Raw genomic sequence first — 18612 nt, forward strand, 5'->3', positions numbered from 1 at the left:
AGGTTTATGCTTCACTGCCCGCAACTAGCGCAGATCGCTGACCGCAACGTGGTCCATATCATCAAAGACCTGGTTTTCGCCCACCATTCCCCAGATAAAGGTGTAGGCTTTCGTCCCTACGCCGGAGTGAATAGACCAGCTCGGTGAAATCACCGCCTGCTCGTTATGCATCACGATATGGCGCGTTTCCTGCGGCTGTCCCATCATGTGGAACACGCAGGCGTCCTCATCCATATTGAAGTAGAAGTAGACTTCCATGCGGCGCTCGTGGGTATGGCACGGCATGGTGTTCCACAGGTTGCCTGGCGCCAGCTCGGTCAATCCCATGCTGAGCTGGCAGGTCTCCAGCACGTCCGGCACGAAGTATTTATTGATGGTGCGGCGGTTGCTGGTGAGGTTGTCGCCCAGCGTCACGGGGGCGACGTCTGCCGTGGTCACTTTTTTGGTTGGGTAGGTGGCGTGAGCCGGCGCGCAGTTGTAGTAAAACTTCGCAGGCTTGCTGCCGTCGATGCTGGCAAAGACCACGTCTTTCGCCCCTTTACCCACGTACAGCGCCTCGCGATGGCCAATCTCATAGCACTGTCCGTCTACGGTGATGGTGCCCGGCCCGCCGATGTTAATCACACCCAGCTCGCGACGCTCGAGGAAATAGCTCACGCCCAACTGTTTACCGACCTCGCCGCCCACGGAGACGCTGTTCGTGACGGGCATAATCCCGCCCACGATAATGCGATCGATATGGCTGTAAACCATGGTGTACCTGTCGGCCTCGAATACCTGCTCGACTAAAAATGCATTGCGCAGCCCCTGAGTATCCAGCGTTTTGGCGTGCGCACTGTGGATGCTTTCTCTGACGTCCACGGTAACCTCCAGATGTGGTCATGCCCGAAGGCGGAAATAAACGAAACAGCGTTCCGTTTTTCATTATGAACACATACTATCGGCATAAAGCGGGCTTTTCAATTATATTTAAAACAACGTTTCATTTTTATTTTTGTTTATGACGAAAATGATGTTCGGATCACAATTAAACCGCAGGAAGAAAAAGGACACGAAAAAAAACCTCCCGGAGGAGGTCATTTTCGATAAGGAGAGGTCAGCGTTCGATGGCCAGCGCCACCCCTTGCCCGCCGCCTATACAGAGTGTGGCAATCCCTTTCCGGGCATTGCGCTTTTTCATTTCGTGGACCAGCGAAACCAGGATCCGGCAGCCTGACGCGCCGATAGGATGACCCAGCGCGATCGCGCCGCCGTTAACGTTGACCCGCAGGGGATCCCACTCCAGCATTTTTCCGACGGAGATCGCCTGCGCGGCATAGGCTTCGTTCACTTCGATCAGATCCACATCCGAAAGCTGCCACCCCGCGCGCTCCAGACAGCGGCGGGTCGCGTAGACCGGTGCGATCCCCATTAACGCAGGATCAACCCCCACGCTGGCAAACGCCTTAATACGGGCCAGCACGGGGAGATCGAGCTCAAGGGCTTTGCTTTCGCTCATCATCATAACGGCGGCAGCGCCGTCGTTAATGGAAGAGGCATTTCCCGCCGTCACCGAGCCCTGCATTTCAAACGCAGGATTCAGCCTCGCCAGGCCTTCAGCGCTGGCGTCGGTGCGCGGCTGTTCATCGGTATCCACGACGATAGACTCGCCGCTCAGACGCTGCGTGCTGACCGGGACAATCTCGTCGCGAAAACGACCGGAATCGATCGCCGCACGCGCTTTTTGCTGCGAGCTTAGCGCGTAGGCATCCTGCACCTCACGGCTGATGCCGTATTCGCGCGCCAGGTTTTCCGCCGTCACGCCCATATGGTAGTCATTGAACGCATCCCACAGCCCGTCATGCACCAGGCTGTCGAGCAGCTGACTGTTACCCAGCTGTGCGCCGGTACGGCTGTCGGTCAACACGTGCGGCGCGCGGCTCATATTCTCCTGCCCGCCCGCAATGATCACATCCGCTTCACCACACTGAATGGCCTGCGTCGCGAGATGCAGCGCTTTTAATCCTGAGCCACAGACGTCGTTAATGGTGATGGCGGAGACGGTATTGGGCAGCCCGCCCTTCAGCGCCGCCTGGCGCGCAGGGTTTTGCCCGGCACCGGCCGTGAGAACCTGTCCCAGGATCACCTCATCAACTTCATGTGCTGCGATCCCGCTACGTTCCACCAGCGCTTTTACCACCACGCTCCCCAGGTCAACCGCCGAGTGACGCGCAAGCGCTCCCTGAAAACAGCCGATAGCTGTACGCAACGCACCCACTATTACGACATCTTTCATCACGACCTCTGTGTTAAATGACATGACGATAGTAGAGGATTGTTACTGGCAATTATCTTAATTGTTTAAAAATAGTGAGTTTAATCACAAGGATCAGCGCGCATCCTGCAGATACTGCCGCAGCCAGCTTCCGGCAACGCCGGGAGGGGATCGTTTATTCCACAGCAGATCGATGCCGATCGCCCGCGGCCAGCCGGGAACATCGAGCTGTACCAGGGATTTCGCGGCGGCAAATTCATCCACCAGCGCACAGGGCAATACGCACCAGCCAAATCCTTGTACCGCCATACTCAAGAGTAACAGGTAATTTGGTGCTGACCAGACGGGCCCGCGCGCGATCTCGGCCTCGCGCTCAAGATAGGTGCTCAGCCGCAGCTCTCGCCAGCCGTGCAGCTCGTCACGCTGAACGTCATGTTGTCCGGCCAGCGGATGCGTGGTCGCGACATAGATCGCCATGCGGGTCTGCATCGGCAGCCGGATAGCGCCGATATCCGTAGGATAACCGTCTCGCGCTTCGGTGAGGCCAACCTGCGCTCGCTCCTTTTGCAGCAGATCGATCACGTCCTCTTCCTCGCCAATCAGACATTCGAATTCCGTATGGGGAAAACGCGCGTCAAACTGTTTCATCATATCTTCCAGCACGTCCGGATTGAGGGTATCGGAAAGGACAAATGTCAGACGCGCCTCCGTTTGCGCCGTTAACGACACAGCCAGCTCATCCAGCCGCGTGCTGGCGGCCAGGATGGCCTGCACGTAGCCCAGCACCTGTTCTCCCTGTACCGTTAACACCGGCTGGCGCGCCGAGCGGTCAAACAGCTCGAAACCGAGATCGGCCTCAAGATTGGCAATGGACGTGCTGATCGTCGACTGGCTTTTACGCAGCCGGCGTGCGGCGGCAGAAAACGAGCCCGCCGCAACGGTCTCGACAAACGCATTAAGGGCTTCGGGTGAATAGCGCATAACCTATCTACTTTAGCGATGGATACCATCTTTATTATATCAACTTTAGCGATGAAAATTGGCTGCATCAACGCCCATACCGGCGAATTAATGAGGTCTATGACTATGCAACATCAGGATGCACTCCAACGTAAACTGCCGGAGCGGATCTTTCATGCTGTCTGTTTTGAAGGGATTGCGACGGCGATCCTCGCCCCTACGGCGGCGTGGCTCATGCAGCGTTCCGTGGTGGAGATGGGTGGGTTGACCATTATTCTGGCCACCACCGCCATGCTGTGGAACATTATTTATAACTTCGGCTTCGACCGTTTCTGGCCGGTTCAGCGCGTCAAACGTACGGCAAAAGTGCGCGCGCTGCATGCGCTGGGGTTCGAATGCGGGTTTATCGTGATTGGCGTGTCGATTGTCGCCGCCGTGCTGGGAGTCACCCTGCTTCAGGCATTCACGCTGGAAATAGGTTTCTTCCTGTTCTTCCTGCCGTACACCATGTTCTATAACTGGGCATACGATTGCCTGCGCGAGAAATTTCTTAAGCGTCGCCAGCAACGGCGCGCCCTGGCAGGCTAAACCGCCTTTGGCCGGACGCCCGTTCCGGCCAAACTCCTTCGAAGCAACTGCGCTCTCCGTGCATAACTATGGTAAATTGCACTCCATTCCGATGGTTTGATAGTTGATACGTTGCTCTAATGTCGAAAATTTGGTCAAAAGATGAGACTCTCTGGAGTTTCGCTCTCTATGGCACGGCCGTGGGCGCAGGAACGCTGTTCTTGCCCATCCAGCTGGGCTCCGCAGGCGCTATCGTCCTGTTTATTACCGCCCTCGTGGCCTACCCCTTAACCTACTGGCCGCACAGAGCGCTGGCGCAATTTATCCTGTCGTCAAAAACAAAAGGCAATGAAGGGATCACCGGCGCCGTCTCGCACTACTACGGCAGGAAAATTGGCAATCTGATCACCACGCTCTATTTCATCGCCTTCTTTGTGGTGGTGCAGATTTATGCGGTGGCCATCACCAACTCGCTCACGGAGCAGCTGGCAAAACACCTGACGGTGGATACCGCCGTTCGCGTGCTGGTCAGCCTGGGCGTGGTGCTGGTGCTGAATCTGATCTTCCTGATGGGACGCCATATCACGATAAAAGTGATGGGCTTCCTGGTGTTTCCGCTGATTGCCTATTTTCTGTTTGTCTCGCTCTACCTGACCGGAAGCTGGCAACCCTCGCTGCTGACCAGCCAGATGACCGTCGATCGTCATACGCTGCATCAGGTATGGATTTCGATTCCGGTGATGGTATTTGCGTTCAGCCATACCCCGATTATCTCAACGTTTGCCGTTGATCGCCGCGAGAAGTTTGCCGACGGCGCCATGGATAAATGCAAGAAAATCATGAAGGTGGCGTACCTGATCATCTGCCTGAGCGTGCTGTTTTTTGTCTTCAGCTGCCTGCTCTCTATCCCGCCGTCGTACATTGTGGCCGCCAAAGAGCAAGGGGTAACGATCCTGTCCGCGCTGTCGATGATGCCTTCTTCACCGGCGTGGCTGGGCATTTCCGGGATTATCGTGGCGATTATTGCGATGTCGAAATCGTTCCTCGGCACCTATTTTGGGGTGATTGAAGGGGCGACGGAGATCGTGAAGTCGTCGCTCAATCAGGTGGGCGTGAAAAAGAGCCGCGCCTTTAACCGCGCGATTTCCATTATGGGGGTGTCGTTAATCACCTTTGCCGTCTGCTGCATTAACCCGAACGCCATTTCGATGATTTACGCCATCAGCGGCCCACTTATCGCCATGATCCTGTTTATCATGCCGACGCTGTCGACGTATCTGATCCCCTCCCTGAAACAGTACCGTTCCATTGGCAACCTGCTGACGCTGATCGTCGGCGTGCTGTGCGTATCGGTGATGTTTGTCGGCTAATTCCCTTTCCTGCCCGGCGCTCTGCCGGGCAGGACATTCAGTTTTGGCCTGCTGCTTACAGTGGAAAAGGCCTGTCCTGCACCACCGTTTTCATGACAAGCGTTGAGCGAAGGTGCTGCACGCCAGGCATGGCGGAGAGCTTCTCGTCGTAGAGCTTCTGGAAAGCCGACAGGTCGCGGGTCACGACGTGCATCAGATAATCGGGATCGCCAAACAGGCGCTGTGCCAGCACGATCTGCGGAATTTCCTCCACCGCCGTTTCAAACGCGCTAACCGCCTTTCTGTCCCCCTCCTTCAGCGTCGCAAACACTATCGCCAGGAAGTTGAATCCCATTTTGGCGGGGTCGAGGCTGGCCCGGTATCCCGTTATGGCCCCGCTTTGCTCCAGCGCCCGCACGCGACGATGGCACGGCGAGAGGCTTAGATTCACTCTTTCAGCCAGCTCGGTCAGGGATAAGCGGCCATCAGACTGTAGCTCAGCAAGAATTTTTCGATCGATGCTATCCATGTGGAAGATTTTCTCAATTTCACGGTGTTATGAGCATAACATTGAAAGCCTATTTCGCAGGGTTAGCGATATTCTTTTTCTCAACCTTTGACGCACTGCGGGAGTCTTCAGGACGATGGAAATGAGTATTGTGGCCGGCTTTTGGGTGGTTTCTTTTCTGCTTATCATGACGCCAGGCGCCGACTGGGCCTACGCCATTAGCGCCGGAATTAACGGGCGACGCGTGGTGCCGGCGGTGATGGGGTTGATGTCCGGGCATCTGTTAGCCACGCTGATTGTGGTGGCTGGCGTGGGGGTAGTGATTGCTCAACATCCGCTGGCGTTAACCGGGCTGACCATCGCGGGGGCCGCGTATCTCCTGTGGCTTGGCATAGGGTTGTTGCGTCACCCTGCCGCACCGGAAAAGGCCACCCACCATGCGGGAAACTGGAGACAGTGGGCGGTGAAAGGACTCTGTATTAGCGGTCTTAACCCGAAAGTTTTTTTGCTTTTCCTGGCGCTGCTTCCGCAGTTTACCGACCCGACCGGAAGCTGGTCGATAGCAATGCAAATGTCCGCGCTTGGCGTGATGCACCTTATCACCTGTACGCTGGTCTATCTGCTGGTGGGGTATGGTTCGAAAGCGGTACTGGCGACCCGGCCACAGGCGGCGCGTCTGGTAAGCATGGCATCGGGAGGGATAATGGTGCTGATCGCGTTGATATTGCTATTTGAGCAGGCGAGATGAAAAAACACCGGCCATCGCCGGTGTTATTTACGCCCGAATATCGTCATATTCCCGCGTTTTATCAAACTCATGCTTCGCGAACGGGCACAGGGGAATAATTTTGCGGTTCTCACCGCGCATCTTCTCCACCACTTTCGCCACCAGCTGTTTACCGACGCCCTGCCCTTTCAGGCTCTCATCCACGTCGGTGTGCTCGATAATGCTCAGGTGCTCGCCGGTCGGCACGAAGACAATCTCCGCGACCTGGTTGCCGTTCGCATCATTCACGTAAAACTTGTTATGGCCTTCCAGAATATCCATGGTTCCTCGCTTATTTTTGGCGATACTTCAGCGCACCGCTCGGGCAGGTATCAATCACGCGTACAACCGTTTCAACATCCACTTCATCGGGAATGATCCACGGCTTACGTTTCAGATTAAACAGCTTTGCGCTCCCACGCACGCAGTTACCTGAGTGTTTGCAGATCCCGGTATTGAAGTAAACGTCAATTTTCTCGCCGGTATAGGCCCGGTAACCCGCATCCAGTAGTTCTTTATCCATGACATTGCCTCTGTAATTATTATCGTGCTGAATGAAGCATAGCCCCACGGGATCCTGATGGCTATAACGCCGAAAACGAAAAGCCAGGTCACAACTCTTTTCTCGCCAGATTGCGTCCGCTATTGGCACATGTCAGGCTCGGCAAATGTCACTTTTACATAACTTCCGCAGGTTGAATGAAACGCAGACTCTCTTTTCAGGTAAAGCTGTTTTTAGCGCTGGTGTGCTTCTCCTGCCTGCTGTTAGTTCTGCTGGGAACAATCCTGTTTCATTTTATTGACCGACAGCTCCATCACGATCTCGGCCAGCGCGCCCGGGTTCAGGCCAGCCAGATCGCGCTGATGCCGGGTCTGGCGGCAATGGTAGCGGCCAGAGATATTCCGGGAATAGCCCGGTTAATTCAGCCGCTGCGCGCCGAAAGCGATGCCAGCTACATTGTGATTGGCGATACCGAGGAACAGCACCTTTATCATTCGGAATCTCCGGAGCGTATTAATTTACCGATGATCGGCGGGGATAATGCGGAGGTGTTAAAGGGGAAAACCATTATTTCCGTGCGCCAGGGCGGGATTGGCGTGTCGCTACGCAGCAAAGCCCCCATCTTCAACGCGCAGCATCAGGTGATTGGTATTGTCTCGGTCGGCTATCTGACCTCCTATATTGCCAACATTAACGCCCGCATTCTCTGGCAGTCCGGGTTGTACGGCGCAGGCCTTCTGCTCCTGCTGTTTATTTTCTCCTGGCTGTTTACCCGCAACCTCAAAAAACAGATGTTCCGACTGGAGCCAAAAGATATCGCTCAGCTGGTTTTACAGCAGCGCGCGCTATTAGAAGCCATGTACGAAGGGGTATTTGCCGTCAACGGAGAGAAGCAGCTGATTTTAATTAACCGCGCGGCACGAGAAATGCTGGATATTCGGCAAAGTGAGAAAGAACTTATCGGTAAACCGCTGGAAGACATTTTGCAAATGTCGCCGGGCTTTTTATCCCAGCGCTACGCCTCGGTGAACAGCGGGAGCCACGACCAGATTGCGGTGCTGAACCAGCGGGAGGTGATCGTCAACCGCGTAGCGATTGAGGTCGAACCGGGCGTTGAAAGCGGCTGGGTGTACAGCTTTCGCGACAAAAATGACATTAACACGCTCAGCAGCCAGCTTAGTCAGATCAAACGCTATGCGGATAACCTGCGCATTATGCGCCACGAACAGCTGAACTGGACCGCCACGCTGGTGGGGTTGCTGCAGATGAAACACTATGACGAGGCGATCCGCTACATCCAGGTGCAGTCAGAAGGCGCGCAGCGCGTGCTGGATTTTGTCTCTGCCCATTTTGTCTCACCGGCGCTGTGCGGGCTGCTGCTCGGAAAATACGTCAGCGCGCGCGAAAAAGGCATCGAGCTGCTGTTTGATCCCGCCTGCCAGCTCACCCGCATGCCTGCCGCGCTGAGTGAAACGGAGCTGATGTCCATTATTGGTAATCTGCTGGATAACGCCGTGGAGGCGACCCTCAACGCGCCGGTCCACGCGCCTGTAGAACTCTATATTTCTGACCGTAACCAGGAGCTGCTGATCGAGGTGGCCGACCGGGGATGCGGGGTGGACGATGCGATGAAGCCGCATATTTTCCGCCATGGGTTCAGCAGCAAACCCGACAGCGAAAACGATATTGTGGGTACCGAGCACGGTATTGGCCTGTTTCTGGTGGCAGGATATATCGACAAGGCTGGCGGCAGTATTGAGATTGCCGACAACACGCCGCAGGGCACTATTTTTTCTGTGTTTATACCGAATGGGCAACAGCATGACCCGACCACTTGACGTTGTGATCGTTGAGGATGAGCCGCACCTGGCGGAGCTGCATCGCGAGTATATTGAGCAAAATTTTCATTTGCGCGTGGTGGGTATCGCCGCGTCGATTGAGCAGGCGTGCAGCCTGATTCGTCAGCATCAGCCGCGGCTTATCCTGCTGGACAACTATCTCCCGGATGGTAAAGGCGTGGAGCTCATCGATAACCCGCTGCTGAAAAGCTATGAGTGCTCGGTGATCTTCATCACCGCCGCCAGCGATATGCAGACCTGCAGCCACGCCATGCGCAGCGGCGCGTTTGACTACCTGATTAAGCCGGTCTTTTTCCAGCGCCTGCACGCCTCGCTGGAGCGGTTTATGCGCTTCATCCACACCGTGCAGCAGGTGAAGGTGGTCGACCAGCATGCGCTGGATCGCCTGTTTAATCTGCCTGCTGCGGAAGCCTCCGTTACGCCGTCGACGAAGGGCATTGAGCCCCAAACGCTGGAACGGATTAAACGCCTGTTCGCCGAGCATCCCGACAACGCGATGTCGGTTGAAGAGGTGGTGGATAACGTGGGGATCAGCAAAACCACGGGGCGTCGCTACCTTGAATACTGCGTGGAGAGCGGGCTAATCAGCGTCGAAATGCTGTATGGCAATATTGGCCATCCGCGAAGGTTATACCGCAAAGCGCCCGATAAACCGTAACCCAGAATCGTTCACAGGCTAACGTTCGCGGATTTTATGGTGTTAATTGCTGAAACGACGGCGACAATCACACTTCGGAATCATTGCCCGCGCCTCCCTATTGCCGGAGGCGCGCTTTACGCTATGTTGACAATTAGTTCCTCAAATGTAACTAAAAGGTTAACTATAATGTCGAACACGTTCCGAATTTCTCTGCTTACCGCTACTGTACTGTTCTCTGCTTCTGCACTGTCTGCCCTGCCGCAGGGCTATCCTGCTGAGTATCAAAAAGTGGTTGATGCCGCAACGAAAGAGGGCAAGGTTGTTATTTACTCCACCACCGACATCAAGGCCGCCGGGCCGCTGATCCAGGGCTTCGAAAAAACCTATCCCGGCATTAAAGTCGAATACAACGACATGAACAGCACCGAGCTGTACAACCGTTTCATCAGCGAACAGGCCTCCGGCGGTGTGAGCGGCGACGTGGTCTGGAGCTCCTCTATGGACACCGGGCTGAAGCTCGCCACCGACTACGCCATGGAGTACAAATCTCCGGAGCAAGGCCAGCTGCCGAAATGGGCGGTCTGGAAGGATAAGGCTTACGGCACCACCTATGAGCCGGTGGTCTTTATCTACAACAAGCGCCTGATCCCGGCCGGCGACGTGCCGGATTCTCACGCCGCGCTGGCGAAGCTGATTGCCAGCCAGACGGACAAATTCAAGGGCAAAGTCACCACCTACGACATCGAAAAATCGGGTCTGGGCTTTATGCTCTCGGTTCAGGATCACAACGCCGATCCTAATTACTTTAAGACCCTGGCCGACGTCGCCAAAGGTGGCTTATCGGTGCAGTCGTCTACCGGCACCATGATGGAGCGCGTCTCCTCCGGTGAAAACCTGATCGGCTTCAACATCCTCGGTTCCTACGCGGAAGCGCGTGCGAAGAACGATCCGTCGCTCGGCATTTCCTATCCAAAAGATTACACCCTGGTGCTGTCGCGCGTGTCGTTCATCAGCCAGCAATCGCAAAACAGCAACGCCGCGAAGCTGTGGCTGGACTATGTGCTGTCTGAACAAGGGCAAAACATTCTGGCCAATCAGGCGGACATTCCCTCCATTCGTAACGATATCGAAGGGAAAAATGATATCGACGGCCTGACCAAAATCCTCGGCAACGCGCTGAAGCCAATTCCGGTTGATGAAACGCTGCTGGAATACCTGCAGCCGAAAAAACGCCTGGAGTACATCAAAGAGTGGCGTACGGCCGCCGGTAAATAAGCGTCTGAGCGCGGCGCAGGTCGCCGCGCTCCCTTATCGACTGAGTTCGTTTTTCTGGGCTGCAACACCAGGGATACCCCATGAATACATTACGCAGAAAGTGGCAAAGCCTGCCGCGAGGCATCGTCGTGCTGATAACCGCCCTGGTTATCTACACGCCGCTGTCGTTTATCGTGATACAGAGCTTCCTGTCCGCCCCGTTCTTTTCGCCGTCAAAAGAGTGGAGCTTTGAATCATTTGAATTTATTTTCACCGACCCTGATTTTTATAAGGCCCTGAAAAGCGGCTTTATTCTTGCTTTCGGGCTGGTCTTTATCTCCATTCCGCTGGGCGGCGTGCTGGCGTTTCTGATGGTGCGTACCGACCTGCCCGGTCGTCGGTTGATTGAGCCGCTGATCCTGGTCCCGATTTTCGTTTCACCGATGGTGCTGGGCTTCGGCTATGTGGTGGCCGCCGGTCCGGTGGGCTTTCTCTCCCAGTGGGCTCAGGCGCTGATTGGCTTTGTGCCGTGGAATATCTACGACATGTCGAGCATTGTGGTCATCGCTGGCCTGACGCACGTCCCGCACGCCTATCTGTATATCTCGTCGGCACTGCGCAGCGTAGGGTCCGATGTGGAAGAAGCCGCGCGCACCGCGGGGGCGTCGCCCTGGCAGGTGATGACCTCCGTCAGCCTGCCGATGGTGCGTCCGTCCATTCTGTATGCCACCGTGCTGCTGTTCTTCCTGGGGCTGGAAGTGTTCGGCCTGATGCTGGTACTCGGCGACCCGGAAGGCAACATGGTGCTGGCGACCTATCTCTATAAGCTAACGAACAAGATGGGCACCCCATCCTATAACCTGATGGCAGCGGTTGCCGTGGTGCTGATCTGCATCACCATCCCGCTGGTGATGCTCCAGCGTCGCCTGATGCGCACCGCCAACCGCTTCGTTACCATGAAGGGCAAGGCCTCGCAGGCCCGCGCGCTGCCGCTGGGTAAATGGCGCTGGGTGGCTGGCGGAGTGATTGCCTTCTGGCTCACCGTCACCATCGGCGTTCCGCTGCTCGGCGTGGTATTGCGCGCGTTTATCTCCAACTGGGGCGTGGGCGTTTCGCTGTGGGACGAGCTTTCTCTGAACACCTTCCGCACCATCTGGGCGCAGCCCAACCTGCTGCGCGCCATCGTCAACTCCATGGCGATTGGCGTGATTGGCGGCGCGCTGGCCGTGGTGTGCTACCTGTTTGTCGGCATTGCCATGCACCGCAAGCCGGATAACACCACGCGTTTCCTGGACTACAGCGTACTGGTGCCGCGCGCCGTGCCTGGCCTGCTGGCGGGTCTGGCGTTCCTGTGGGTGTTCCTGTTCCTGCCGATGTGGCTGGATAACTCCCTGAAATCCGGCTGGCTTTCCGGGTTCGCCTGGACCGACTGGATGCGCGAAAACGTCATCGTCTGGCTGCGTTCGCTGCGCAGCACCATTTTCAGCGTCTGGCTGGCCTATACCGTGGTGTGGATGGCTTACGGGCTGAGGCTTATCTCTTCCACGCTGCTGCAGGTGGGGCCGGAGCTTGAAGAAGCGGCGCGCAGCACCGGGGCGACGCGCGGGCAGATCACCCGTCACGTCACCATCCCGCTCTCCCGCTACGGTCTTATCGGTTCGTGGCTGCTGATGTTCCTGATCTTTGAACGCGAATATTCAACGGGTGTGTACCTGCTTTCACCCGGCACGGAGACCATCGGCTCGATGTTGGTTTCCCTCTGGGCCGCGGGTGCCATCGATATCGTGGCGGCGCTCTCTTTCATTAACATCCTGCTGGTCGTGGTAGGTCTGGGCATTGCCCTTCGTTTCGGAGTGAAAATACATGATTGAATTAGCGGTTGACGATCTGCACTTAACCTACGGCGACAATCCTGTTTTAAAAGGTGTCTCCATGAACCTGAAGCGCGGCGAAGTGGTCTCCCTGTTAGGCCCCTCCGGCAGCGGTAAAACCACCCTGCTGCGTGCCGTTGCGGGTCTGGAAAAACCGACCCAGGGCTCGATTATCATTGGGCAAAATAAAGTTTACGACGGCACGCCGCGCAGCGAGGTCCCAGCGGAAGAGCGTAACCTGGGGCTGGTATTCCAGTCCTATGCCCTCTGGCCGCACAAAACCGTGTTTGAGAACGTGGCCTATCCGCTCAAGCTGCGCAAAGTCCCGGCCAAAGAGATCCAGCAGCGCGTGCAGGACGTGCTGGACCAGCTGGGTCTGGGCCATCTTGGCAAACGTCACCCGCACCAGCTCTCCGGTGGGCAGCAGCAGCGCGTGGCGATTGGCCGTGCGCTGGTGTACAACCCGCCGGTGATTTTGCTGGACGAGCCGCTTTCCAACCTCGACGCCAAGCTGCGCGAAGAGGCCCGCGTGTTCCTGCGCGAGCTGATTATCAAGCTCGGGCTGTCCGCGTTGATGGTGACGCACGACCAGAACGAAGCGATGTCCATTTCCGACCGCATCCTGCTGCTGAACAACGGCAAAATTGAGCAACAGGGCACGCCGCAGGAGATGTACGGCTCGCCGAAAACGCTGTTTACCGCCGAGTTTATGGGCAGCAACAACCGCCTGCACGGCAAGGTCACCGAAGTGCGCGATGGCAAAGCGCGTATCGAAGGAAAAGGCTGGGTGCTGTGGGGCCAGGCCGGTGAAGGGGTGCAGAGCGGTGAAGAAGCCACGGCGGTGATCCGCGTCGAGCGCGTGGCGGTGGTCGAGGGGCCAGGGGAAAATCAGCTTGAGCTGCCGCTGCTCACCAGCATGTATCTCGGCGACCGCTGGGAGTACCTGTTCCGCACGGTGGGGGATGATTTTGTCATTCGTGCGTATGGGCATGAGGTTCGGGATCCGCAGCACTGCCATCTTTCGCTGCCGGAGAAGCATGTTTGGGTGTTCCCGAAAGGGTGAATGCGAAAAGAAAAGGCTGCGGGATGCGGCCTTTTTGTTTTTACAGGGTGAGAGCATGCAATCTAGCTCTCAAATGTTACTTTTCCGTTGTCAACAACGTCTGCACTTGCCTGGTTTACTGTGATTGCGGAATGCCTGGGCTGCCGCAGATAGTGGCAGTGGCACGGCCAGTGTCGCACAGGAGTTCCATGCGCCCATTACGTGATGGCGCCGCAGGCTGTCCCTGCTGCAGAACTCAGGGAAGCGGCCCCGAGCATGCCAGCGACAATGCCAAGGAACGAGGCCCTGGTCAGCCAACTGCGGGCAAAGTTGAGGGAAAGCAAGTAGGACCGGGCAGGATTAACCGGGTCTTTACCTCCGGGCAGCATCGGCATGAAATTCTCATTGGGCAGAATGACAGCCAGCGACAGGTTAAGCGCAGGATCATCATCGGGTATCAGGACATTCAGGGCCCGTCCGGGGCGGAAGTCCTCCGGCGCGCTGCGTGAAAAATCGAGGTGAATGATTCCGAAAAGCGTACCGCAGAGAGTCTACTTTTCAAAGGTACATTTTAATAAGTAAACAAAAAAATTGATAAGAAGCATGAAAGTGATAGGATAAATCCTAATCATCAGAAGAATGGAAGTTACAAATGAATGTTAATGATAGGAAAGTTTTATGTACTGTTGACCAAGCTTTTTATGGTGAACGTGAAGATCAATTTGGAAAGTTAAAAGCATATTATGAAGTATTTAGTAATGGTGAAATAATACCAATAAATCAAAGCGAGTTTTTCTGCGAGACAGAACAAGTATTCGTAACAGGTGGTTTTTCTGAAATTAAGGACAAGTTTAAAGACAATTTATTCGAGGCCACTTGTTCCCCAACAAACTTCGAAAAAAAAGAAGGCGATTGCAAATATGTTACAAGATTTAATGCATGTGAGGAAATAAAAGGACTCCAAGTCAGTCAGGTTATAAATGGAAAACTCCCTTTACCTGAAGATCCTATTATAGTCACAGAAAAAAAACCAACAACAAAGACTATTGTTATTGAAGAAAATGATTATATATTTGGGCCGTTCGATTTTACATCATATCATGATGAGTCATCAGACACATTCACATTAAACTTAAAACCTATAAATACCCCTCTAAATAGAATCCCACAATATCACATTGGGAAAATTGGCATTCAAAAATGCATTGCAAATATAGCAAAAAACTCTAAAAGTAAAATTTCATATTTATCAAACATAAAGAGAAACCTTGAACAAATTGATGATGTGATTGACTTTATCTCCGACGATCAAATTATTTCTACGTACGGCAACAAAATAGCTCAAAATTCTGACATAAGAAGCTTTACTAAAGGAACTATATCTCAAATACGTAAGCATTTTTCATCCTCCAAGGAATTTAGAGCGTTTCCTCAAAGATTTAATAGGTTATTCAATTGCTTAGAAAATGCAGAAGGATGGGATGAAACAAGAGTTGAATTATTAGATAGTTTTATATCAACGGAAAAAGGGAAGCAGATTGTTAAAAGCTTCATTGAAGAAAATCGGGAAACTTTCTTTAAGGAAGAAAAAGAGAATTTAACTCGTAGGTTAAACAATGAAACCTCTAAATTAACTGAGGTAATAGCAGAACTTAATAATAAGAAAGAATCTCTTGAACTCGAAATAAGAAAAAAAACGCGCGAACGTAATGATATTGAGATAAATAACACAGACTCACTCCCAGGACTTACTGAAGAAGCTCAGAAAAAACTTGATATACAATTATCAGAACAAAGAAATAAACTAGAAAGTTTAAATTCGGATATCACAATAAAAGAAGAGAGGCTCTCTAAGCTAGTAAATCTAGAAAAACTTACTACAGAAATAGATGATCTCGAAAAGGATCGCGACAGAGCTCGTGATAGAATGAAACGCATGCAGGAGCAAGTTGAAGAGGTAGCCTCAAAATTAAAAGAAAGCAATGAGGCTCTAACGAGTCGCTTGGTAAAACTTAAACCTGATGTTGATGCTCTCTGTGGTGTTAGACCGAAAAGCAACTCTAAAAAAAGAGATTTTAATGTCACTATTAGAAAGCAACAAAATAATATCGAGACAGAAGATTTACGTGAAGAGATTATAGATAGTGTACTGGATGCTTTAAATAAACAAGGCCGCAAAACAGATTATTCAACTGCGGCCAATATTTTAACAACTATTTCTCAAACGCAATTTACTCTGTTTAGCGGACTACCTGGAACAGGTAAAACATCCCTTGCTAAAATGCTTGGGAACTGTTTAGGCCTTCATAATCGTTTATTGAACATTCCAGTAGCAAGAGGCTGGTCATCATTTAGGGATGTTCTCGGTTTCTATAATGCTTTATCCCAGTCATTTACCTCTTCATCAACAGGTCTCTATGAATTCCTTATTCACTTACATAACGAAAAGATGAGTAATGTGGAATCTGCGGCTGCAATAATTCTTTTAGATGAATTTAACTTGTCTCAACCAGAACATTATTTTAGCCCGTTCCTAGAAATGGCAGATCCTGAATCTCAACGTACCCTTGCTACCGGGAATCCTGACGAGCCATACTTATTAGTTCCTGAGTATCTTAGATTCCTAGGTACTATAAACCAAGATGAAACGGTACAGACGCTGACGCCTAGATTATTAGATAGAGCTGCCATTATCAACTTTGATGACTTTGAACATAATTATGATGTTGTCATAAAAGAGTCTGAAGTTAAATCAAATATACTAATGGAAGCAATATCTGGGAATGATTTTATAAAAGCATTTCAGCCAACAAGTTTAGAAATCCCGCAAGATGTTGAACAAACATTATTATCAATAATAAGTGTTTTACGTGATGATAGATTGGAATTTGGCATTCCAATTATTGTTTCGTACAGAAAAATAAAGGCCATAAGATATTATTATAATATCGCAGGTCCTTTGATGTCCATGGAGAGCCGATACTTAGCATTGGACTATGCAGTATCTCAACATATATTACCTCTACTAAATGGTTATGGGCAAGGTTTCGGTAAAAGGTTAGAAGCATTGTTAAATATCCTCCCAGAGGAAATGGAAAGATCTTGTCGTTTACTTAAAAGAAGTATCAATCATGGAAGTCAAAATCTCTTTGGGTATGGGAATAATTTATGATTGATTGTTATGTAAACATTTATAATGATAATGATGAATTCAGAATACCACTAACTGACAGTGGTAGTTATGAGGTTAGGGAAAATGACAAGCTCGTTTTCCACTTAATTATAAGTGAGCATGACCTGCTAACTCTTGGTGAGCCAGTTATGGTAATCGGCGATATCCCAACAAAGTTTTTAGAAAATGAAAACTCCCCACATGGGGAGTGTCATTTTGTAACTTGCGAACCATCATATTCTCACTCATCACGTTACTTCTTTAACTTTTTTGGTGAAAGCGAGGTTACAATATATTTTGAAAAATCCGAAGGGAAAACTCTAACATTTAGGTTCAATATTTTAGCTAGAAAAGAAAATGCAAAGTTAGCTGAAGAAATGTTGGGGTTTATAAGCGATAATGTTGATGATGCTGTAGCCATTTGTTTTTCCAGAAGCAAAAACGGAGGTAGCTTTAATAGTGATGAAGAACATAAGTTTAGCAAGTATGATGCTGTGATTTATGCTGTGAACTATTTATCAAGAACATTACCTGCTTTTATTAATGACAAAAAAACCCACTGGAAACAGAAGGTCATTTTGTCGCAAAATGGACAACCAACGGGGCCTGATTCTGTATATTGGGCACTTACGAATTTAGATAAATTATCTCCCTCTACAGCGGAGAATTATAATATATACTTTAACAATCGTGGCTATCATTTTGATGAACAACCCAAGGAAGTGCTAATTGATGACACGAATGTCTATGAGAATATAGTCATAAACTCATTCTTGTACAATGCTGATAAGTTCTTATATGCTTTAACAAAACATTATTCAGAGTTCGCAAGTAAAGAGGTTGGCTACTCTGATACTGAATATGTTCGCTTTGATCATACAATGACAAAATATGCGAAGATAGCTTTAAAAATGCGAATAAAGGAAATTGAAGAAAATCATGCCTTAGTGAAGAAATTGATGTTTTTTTATAAAAAAATAATTAACTCTAAGATTAACCCAAACATCATTCCTAAAATAACAGCATTTGTAGCAAAAAAAGGACATTATAGAGAAGCGTTTAGATTAATAAATATTGCGAACTTATCATCAGCACCTGCTTTTGATGACACTAATTTTTTATTCGGGTTGAAAAACCTGTCTATTGTTTATGAAATAACTAGCCTTATCATGCTCCATAAGAGTATCTCCGAAATTTTCGGAGTAAGTTTAAGCCTTCAATCATACCGAGAGCATTCTGAAACCAATGGGTTCGGTGGGGTGGCGGTTAACAGGCCAACCGGAGCAGTCAATAATCACTTTATGTTCTCTGGAGACACTTTCCAGGTGGAGCTTTTATATGAGCCAAAGATTTTTCCAATGGCAAGCTCAACACGTCCAGGCGATTTGATCGATACTAGCAATTCCTATGCCACATCTCTATATGGAAAACATCATTTCTGTCCTGACTTTGTAATTAAAATACATTCAAAAAAATGGAAAAAATCATTAACACTAATCCTTGATTCTAAATATAAAGATGCAAGAAATGTACGGGATTACGATATTCCTAAACTAGTACCACGCTATCTCTTTAATATTCATTCTCTATCAAACGACAACTCAGTAACACCAATTGACTTGCTGATTGTTTTATTCCCACACGACAAAGCAGGAACATTAGTAAAAACCGTTTCTTCTAAGCATTTCATCACTGGATCTCATCCTGCATTACCTCAAGCACTTGGAACAATATACACACCACTTAATAATGGGCTAGATGACAAGTTAAAAAGCTTAGTGCAATATTATAATCTTAAAATGATGTAGTTATCTAAGGCGGCTTTATATTAAAAAACGCCGCCGCTATTCATGCTCATTTTGACCGAT

Annotated in this window: 16 protein-coding genes; 10 read left to right on the top strand and 6 right to left on the bottom strand. The window is 51.0% G+C overall.

Features of this window, described 5'->3' with window-relative positions; translation table 11 throughout:
- Positions 1 to 24: 24 nt before the first annotated feature.
- The 3 genes from kduI to GVO84_RS18235 all read right to left on the bottom strand — a co-directional run bounded on the left by kduI (position 25) and on the right by GVO84_RS18235 (position 3235).
- The gene (gene kduI, locus GVO84_RS18225; protein WP_159514841.1) at positions 25 to 861 is read right to left on the bottom strand and encodes a 5-dehydro-4-deoxy-D-glucuronate isomerase; all 837 of its coding nucleotides are present in this window, start codon (positions 859 to 861) and stop codon (positions 25 to 27) included.
- Positions 862 to 1096: 235 nt separating this feature from the next.
- Positions 1097 to 2275, bottom strand: coding sequence for an acetyl-CoA C-acetyltransferase (locus GVO84_RS18230; protein WP_159514842.1), 1179 nt, complete (start codon positions 2273 to 2275; stop codon positions 1097 to 1099).
- Between the two features lie 93 nt (positions 2276 to 2368).
- Entirely contained in the window at positions 2369 to 3235 is an 867-nt protein-coding gene (locus GVO84_RS18235) for a LysR family transcriptional regulator (protein ID WP_159514843.1), read from the bottom strand.
- Positions 3236 to 3340: 105 nt separating this feature from the next.
- On the opposite strand from GVO84_RS18235, the gene GVO84_RS18240 reads away from it, so the two are divergent.
- Both GVO84_RS18240 and GVO84_RS18245 read left to right on the top strand, forming a co-directional pair.
- Positions 3341 to 3802, top strand: coding sequence for a multidrug/biocide efflux PACE transporter (locus tag GVO84_RS18240; protein WP_023333288.1), 462 nt, complete (start codon positions 3341 to 3343; stop codon positions 3800 to 3802).
- A gap of 119 nt (positions 3803 to 3921) precedes the next feature.
- Positions 3922 to 5151 carry an amino acid permease gene (locus GVO84_RS18245; RefSeq protein ID WP_121424581.1) on the top strand — a complete coding sequence of 410 codons (1230 nt, stop codon included), beginning with the start codon at positions 3922 to 3924 and terminating at the stop codon, positions 5149 to 5151.
- Between the two features lie 55 nt (positions 5152 to 5206).
- Here the strand turns inward: GVO84_RS18245 and GVO84_RS18250 are convergent, their stop codons facing one another.
- Positions 5207 to 5659, bottom strand: coding sequence for an Lrp/AsnC family transcriptional regulator (locus GVO84_RS18250; protein ID WP_121424582.1), 453 nt, complete (start codon positions 5657 to 5659; stop codon positions 5207 to 5209).
- 115 nt (positions 5660 to 5774) lie between these two features.
- On the opposite strand from GVO84_RS18250, the gene GVO84_RS18255 reads away from it, so the two are divergent.
- Complete coding sequence (locus tag GVO84_RS18255; protein ID WP_121424583.1) at positions 5775 to 6386, top strand: LysE family translocator; 612 nt, start codon at positions 5775 to 5777, stop codon at positions 6384 to 6386.
- A gap of 27 nt (positions 6387 to 6413) precedes the next feature.
- Here GVO84_RS18255 and GVO84_RS18260 read toward each other — a convergent pair whose 3' ends face one another.
- The gene (locus GVO84_RS18260; RefSeq protein WP_008499687.1) at positions 6414 to 6686 is read right to left on the bottom strand and encodes a GNAT family N-acetyltransferase; all 273 of its coding nucleotides are present in this window, start codon (positions 6684 to 6686) and stop codon (positions 6414 to 6416) included.
- A 10-nt stretch (positions 6687 to 6696) separates the two neighbouring features.
- Entirely contained in the window at positions 6697 to 6927 is a 231-nt protein-coding gene (gene yjdI, locus GVO84_RS18265; protein ID WP_008499689.1) for a 4Fe-4S mono-cluster protein YjdI, read from the bottom strand.
- Positions 6928 to 7103: 176 nt separating this feature from the next.
- On the opposite strand from yjdI, the gene GVO84_RS18270 reads away from it, so the two are divergent.
- From GVO84_RS18270 to GVO84_RS18300, 7 genes are all read left to right on the top strand, one after another.
- The gene (locus GVO84_RS18270) at positions 7104 to 8744 is read left to right on the top strand and encodes an ATP-binding protein (RefSeq protein ID WP_159514844.1); all 1641 of its coding nucleotides are present in this window, start codon (positions 7104 to 7106) and stop codon (positions 8742 to 8744) included.
- The gene (locus GVO84_RS18275) at positions 8728 to 9423 is read left to right on the top strand and encodes a response regulator (protein WP_159514845.1); all 696 of its coding nucleotides are present in this window, start codon (positions 8728 to 8730) and stop codon (positions 9421 to 9423) included. Before GVO84_RS18270 ends, GVO84_RS18275 begins: the two co-directional genes overlap by 17 nt.
- A 168-nt stretch (positions 9424 to 9591) precedes the next feature.
- Positions 9592 to 10680: an ABC transporter substrate-binding protein gene (locus tag GVO84_RS18280; protein ID WP_032660173.1), complete on the top strand. Its 1089-nt coding sequence runs from the start codon at positions 9592 to 9594 to the stop codon at positions 10678 to 10680.
- Positions 10681 to 10760: 80 nt separating this feature from the next.
- Positions 10761 to 12530: an ABC transporter permease gene (locus GVO84_RS18285; RefSeq protein ID WP_023309073.1), complete on the top strand. Its 1770-nt coding sequence runs from the start codon at positions 10761 to 10763 to the stop codon at positions 12528 to 12530.
- Positions 12523 to 13593, top strand: coding sequence for an ABC transporter ATP-binding protein (locus GVO84_RS18290; RefSeq protein ID WP_159514846.1), 1071 nt, complete (start codon positions 12523 to 12525; stop codon positions 13591 to 13593). Before GVO84_RS18285 ends, GVO84_RS18290 begins: the two co-directional genes overlap by 8 nt.
- A 631-nt stretch (positions 13594 to 14224) precedes the next feature.
- A complete protein-coding gene (locus GVO84_RS18295) occupies positions 14225 to 16744 on the top strand; it encodes an AAA family ATPase (protein WP_236545880.1) in 2520 nt (839 codons plus the stop codon).
- Positions 16741 to 18552 (top strand): hypothetical protein, encoded by a 1812-nt coding sequence (locus tag GVO84_RS18300; protein ID WP_159514847.1) that lies wholly within the window; start codon positions 16741 to 16743, stop codon positions 18550 to 18552. Before GVO84_RS18295 ends, GVO84_RS18300 begins: the two co-directional genes overlap by 4 nt.
- Positions 18553 to 18612: the final 60 nt, after the last annotated feature.

The organism is Enterobacter sp. SM3 (genome assembly GCF_009811935.2).
In the GTDB taxonomy this organism is placed as follows: Bacteria; Pseudomonadota; Gammaproteobacteria; order Enterobacterales; family Enterobacteriaceae; genus Enterobacter; species Enterobacter asburiae_D.

What these genes read in the sequence shown, in the direction of transcription:
- GVO84_RS18230 (WP_159514842.1), bottom strand. Translation starts at nt 2,275, where the DNA reads ATGAAAGATGTCGTAATAGTGGGTGCGTTGCGTACAGCTATCGGCTGT.
- GVO84_RS18235 (WP_159514843.1), bottom strand. Translation starts at nt 3,235, where the DNA reads ATGCGCTATTCACCCGAAGCCCTTAATGCGTTTGTCGAGACCGTTGCG.
- GVO84_RS18240 (WP_023333288.1), top strand. Translation starts at nt 3,341, where the DNA reads ATGCAACATCAGGATGCACTCCAACGTAAACTGCCGGAGCGGATCTTT.
- GVO84_RS18245 (WP_121424581.1), top strand. Translation starts at nt 3,922, where the DNA reads ATGTCGAAAATTTGGTCAAAAGATGAGACTCTCTGGAGTTTCGCTCTC.
- GVO84_RS18250 (WP_121424582.1), bottom strand. Translation starts at nt 5,659, where the DNA reads ATGGATAGCATCGATCGAAAAATTCTTGCTGAGCTACAGTCTGATGGC.
- GVO84_RS18255 (WP_121424583.1), top strand. Translation starts at nt 5,775, where the DNA reads ATGGAAATGAGTATTGTGGCCGGCTTTTGGGTGGTTTCTTTTCTGCTT.
- GVO84_RS18260 (WP_008499687.1), bottom strand. Translation starts at nt 6,686, where the DNA reads ATGGATATTCTGGAAGGCCATAACAAGTTTTACGTGAATGATGCGAAC.
- yjdI (WP_008499689.1), bottom strand. Translation starts at nt 6,927, where the DNA reads ATGGATAAAGAACTACTGGATGCGGGTTACCGGGCCTATACCGGCGAG.
- GVO84_RS18270 (WP_159514844.1), top strand. Translation starts at nt 7,104, where the DNA reads ATGAAACGCAGACTCTCTTTTCAGGTAAAGCTGTTTTTAGCGCTGGTG.
- GVO84_RS18275 (WP_159514845.1), top strand. Translation starts at nt 8,728, where the DNA reads ATGACCCGACCACTTGACGTTGTGATCGTTGAGGATGAGCCGCACCTG.
- GVO84_RS18280 (WP_032660173.1), top strand. Translation starts at nt 9,592, where the DNA reads ATGTCGAACACGTTCCGAATTTCTCTGCTTACCGCTACTGTACTGTTC.
- GVO84_RS18285 (WP_023309073.1), top strand. Translation starts at nt 10,761, where the DNA reads ATGAATACATTACGCAGAAAGTGGCAAAGCCTGCCGCGAGGCATCGTC.
- GVO84_RS18290 (WP_159514846.1), top strand. Translation starts at nt 12,523, where the DNA reads ATGATTGAATTAGCGGTTGACGATCTGCACTTAACCTACGGCGACAAT.
- GVO84_RS18295 (WP_236545880.1), top strand. Translation starts at nt 14,225, where the DNA reads ATGAATGTTAATGATAGGAAAGTTTTATGTACTGTTGACCAAGCTTTT.
- GVO84_RS18300 (WP_159514847.1), top strand. Translation starts at nt 16,741, where the DNA reads ATGATTGATTGTTATGTAAACATTTATAATGATAATGATGAATTCAGA.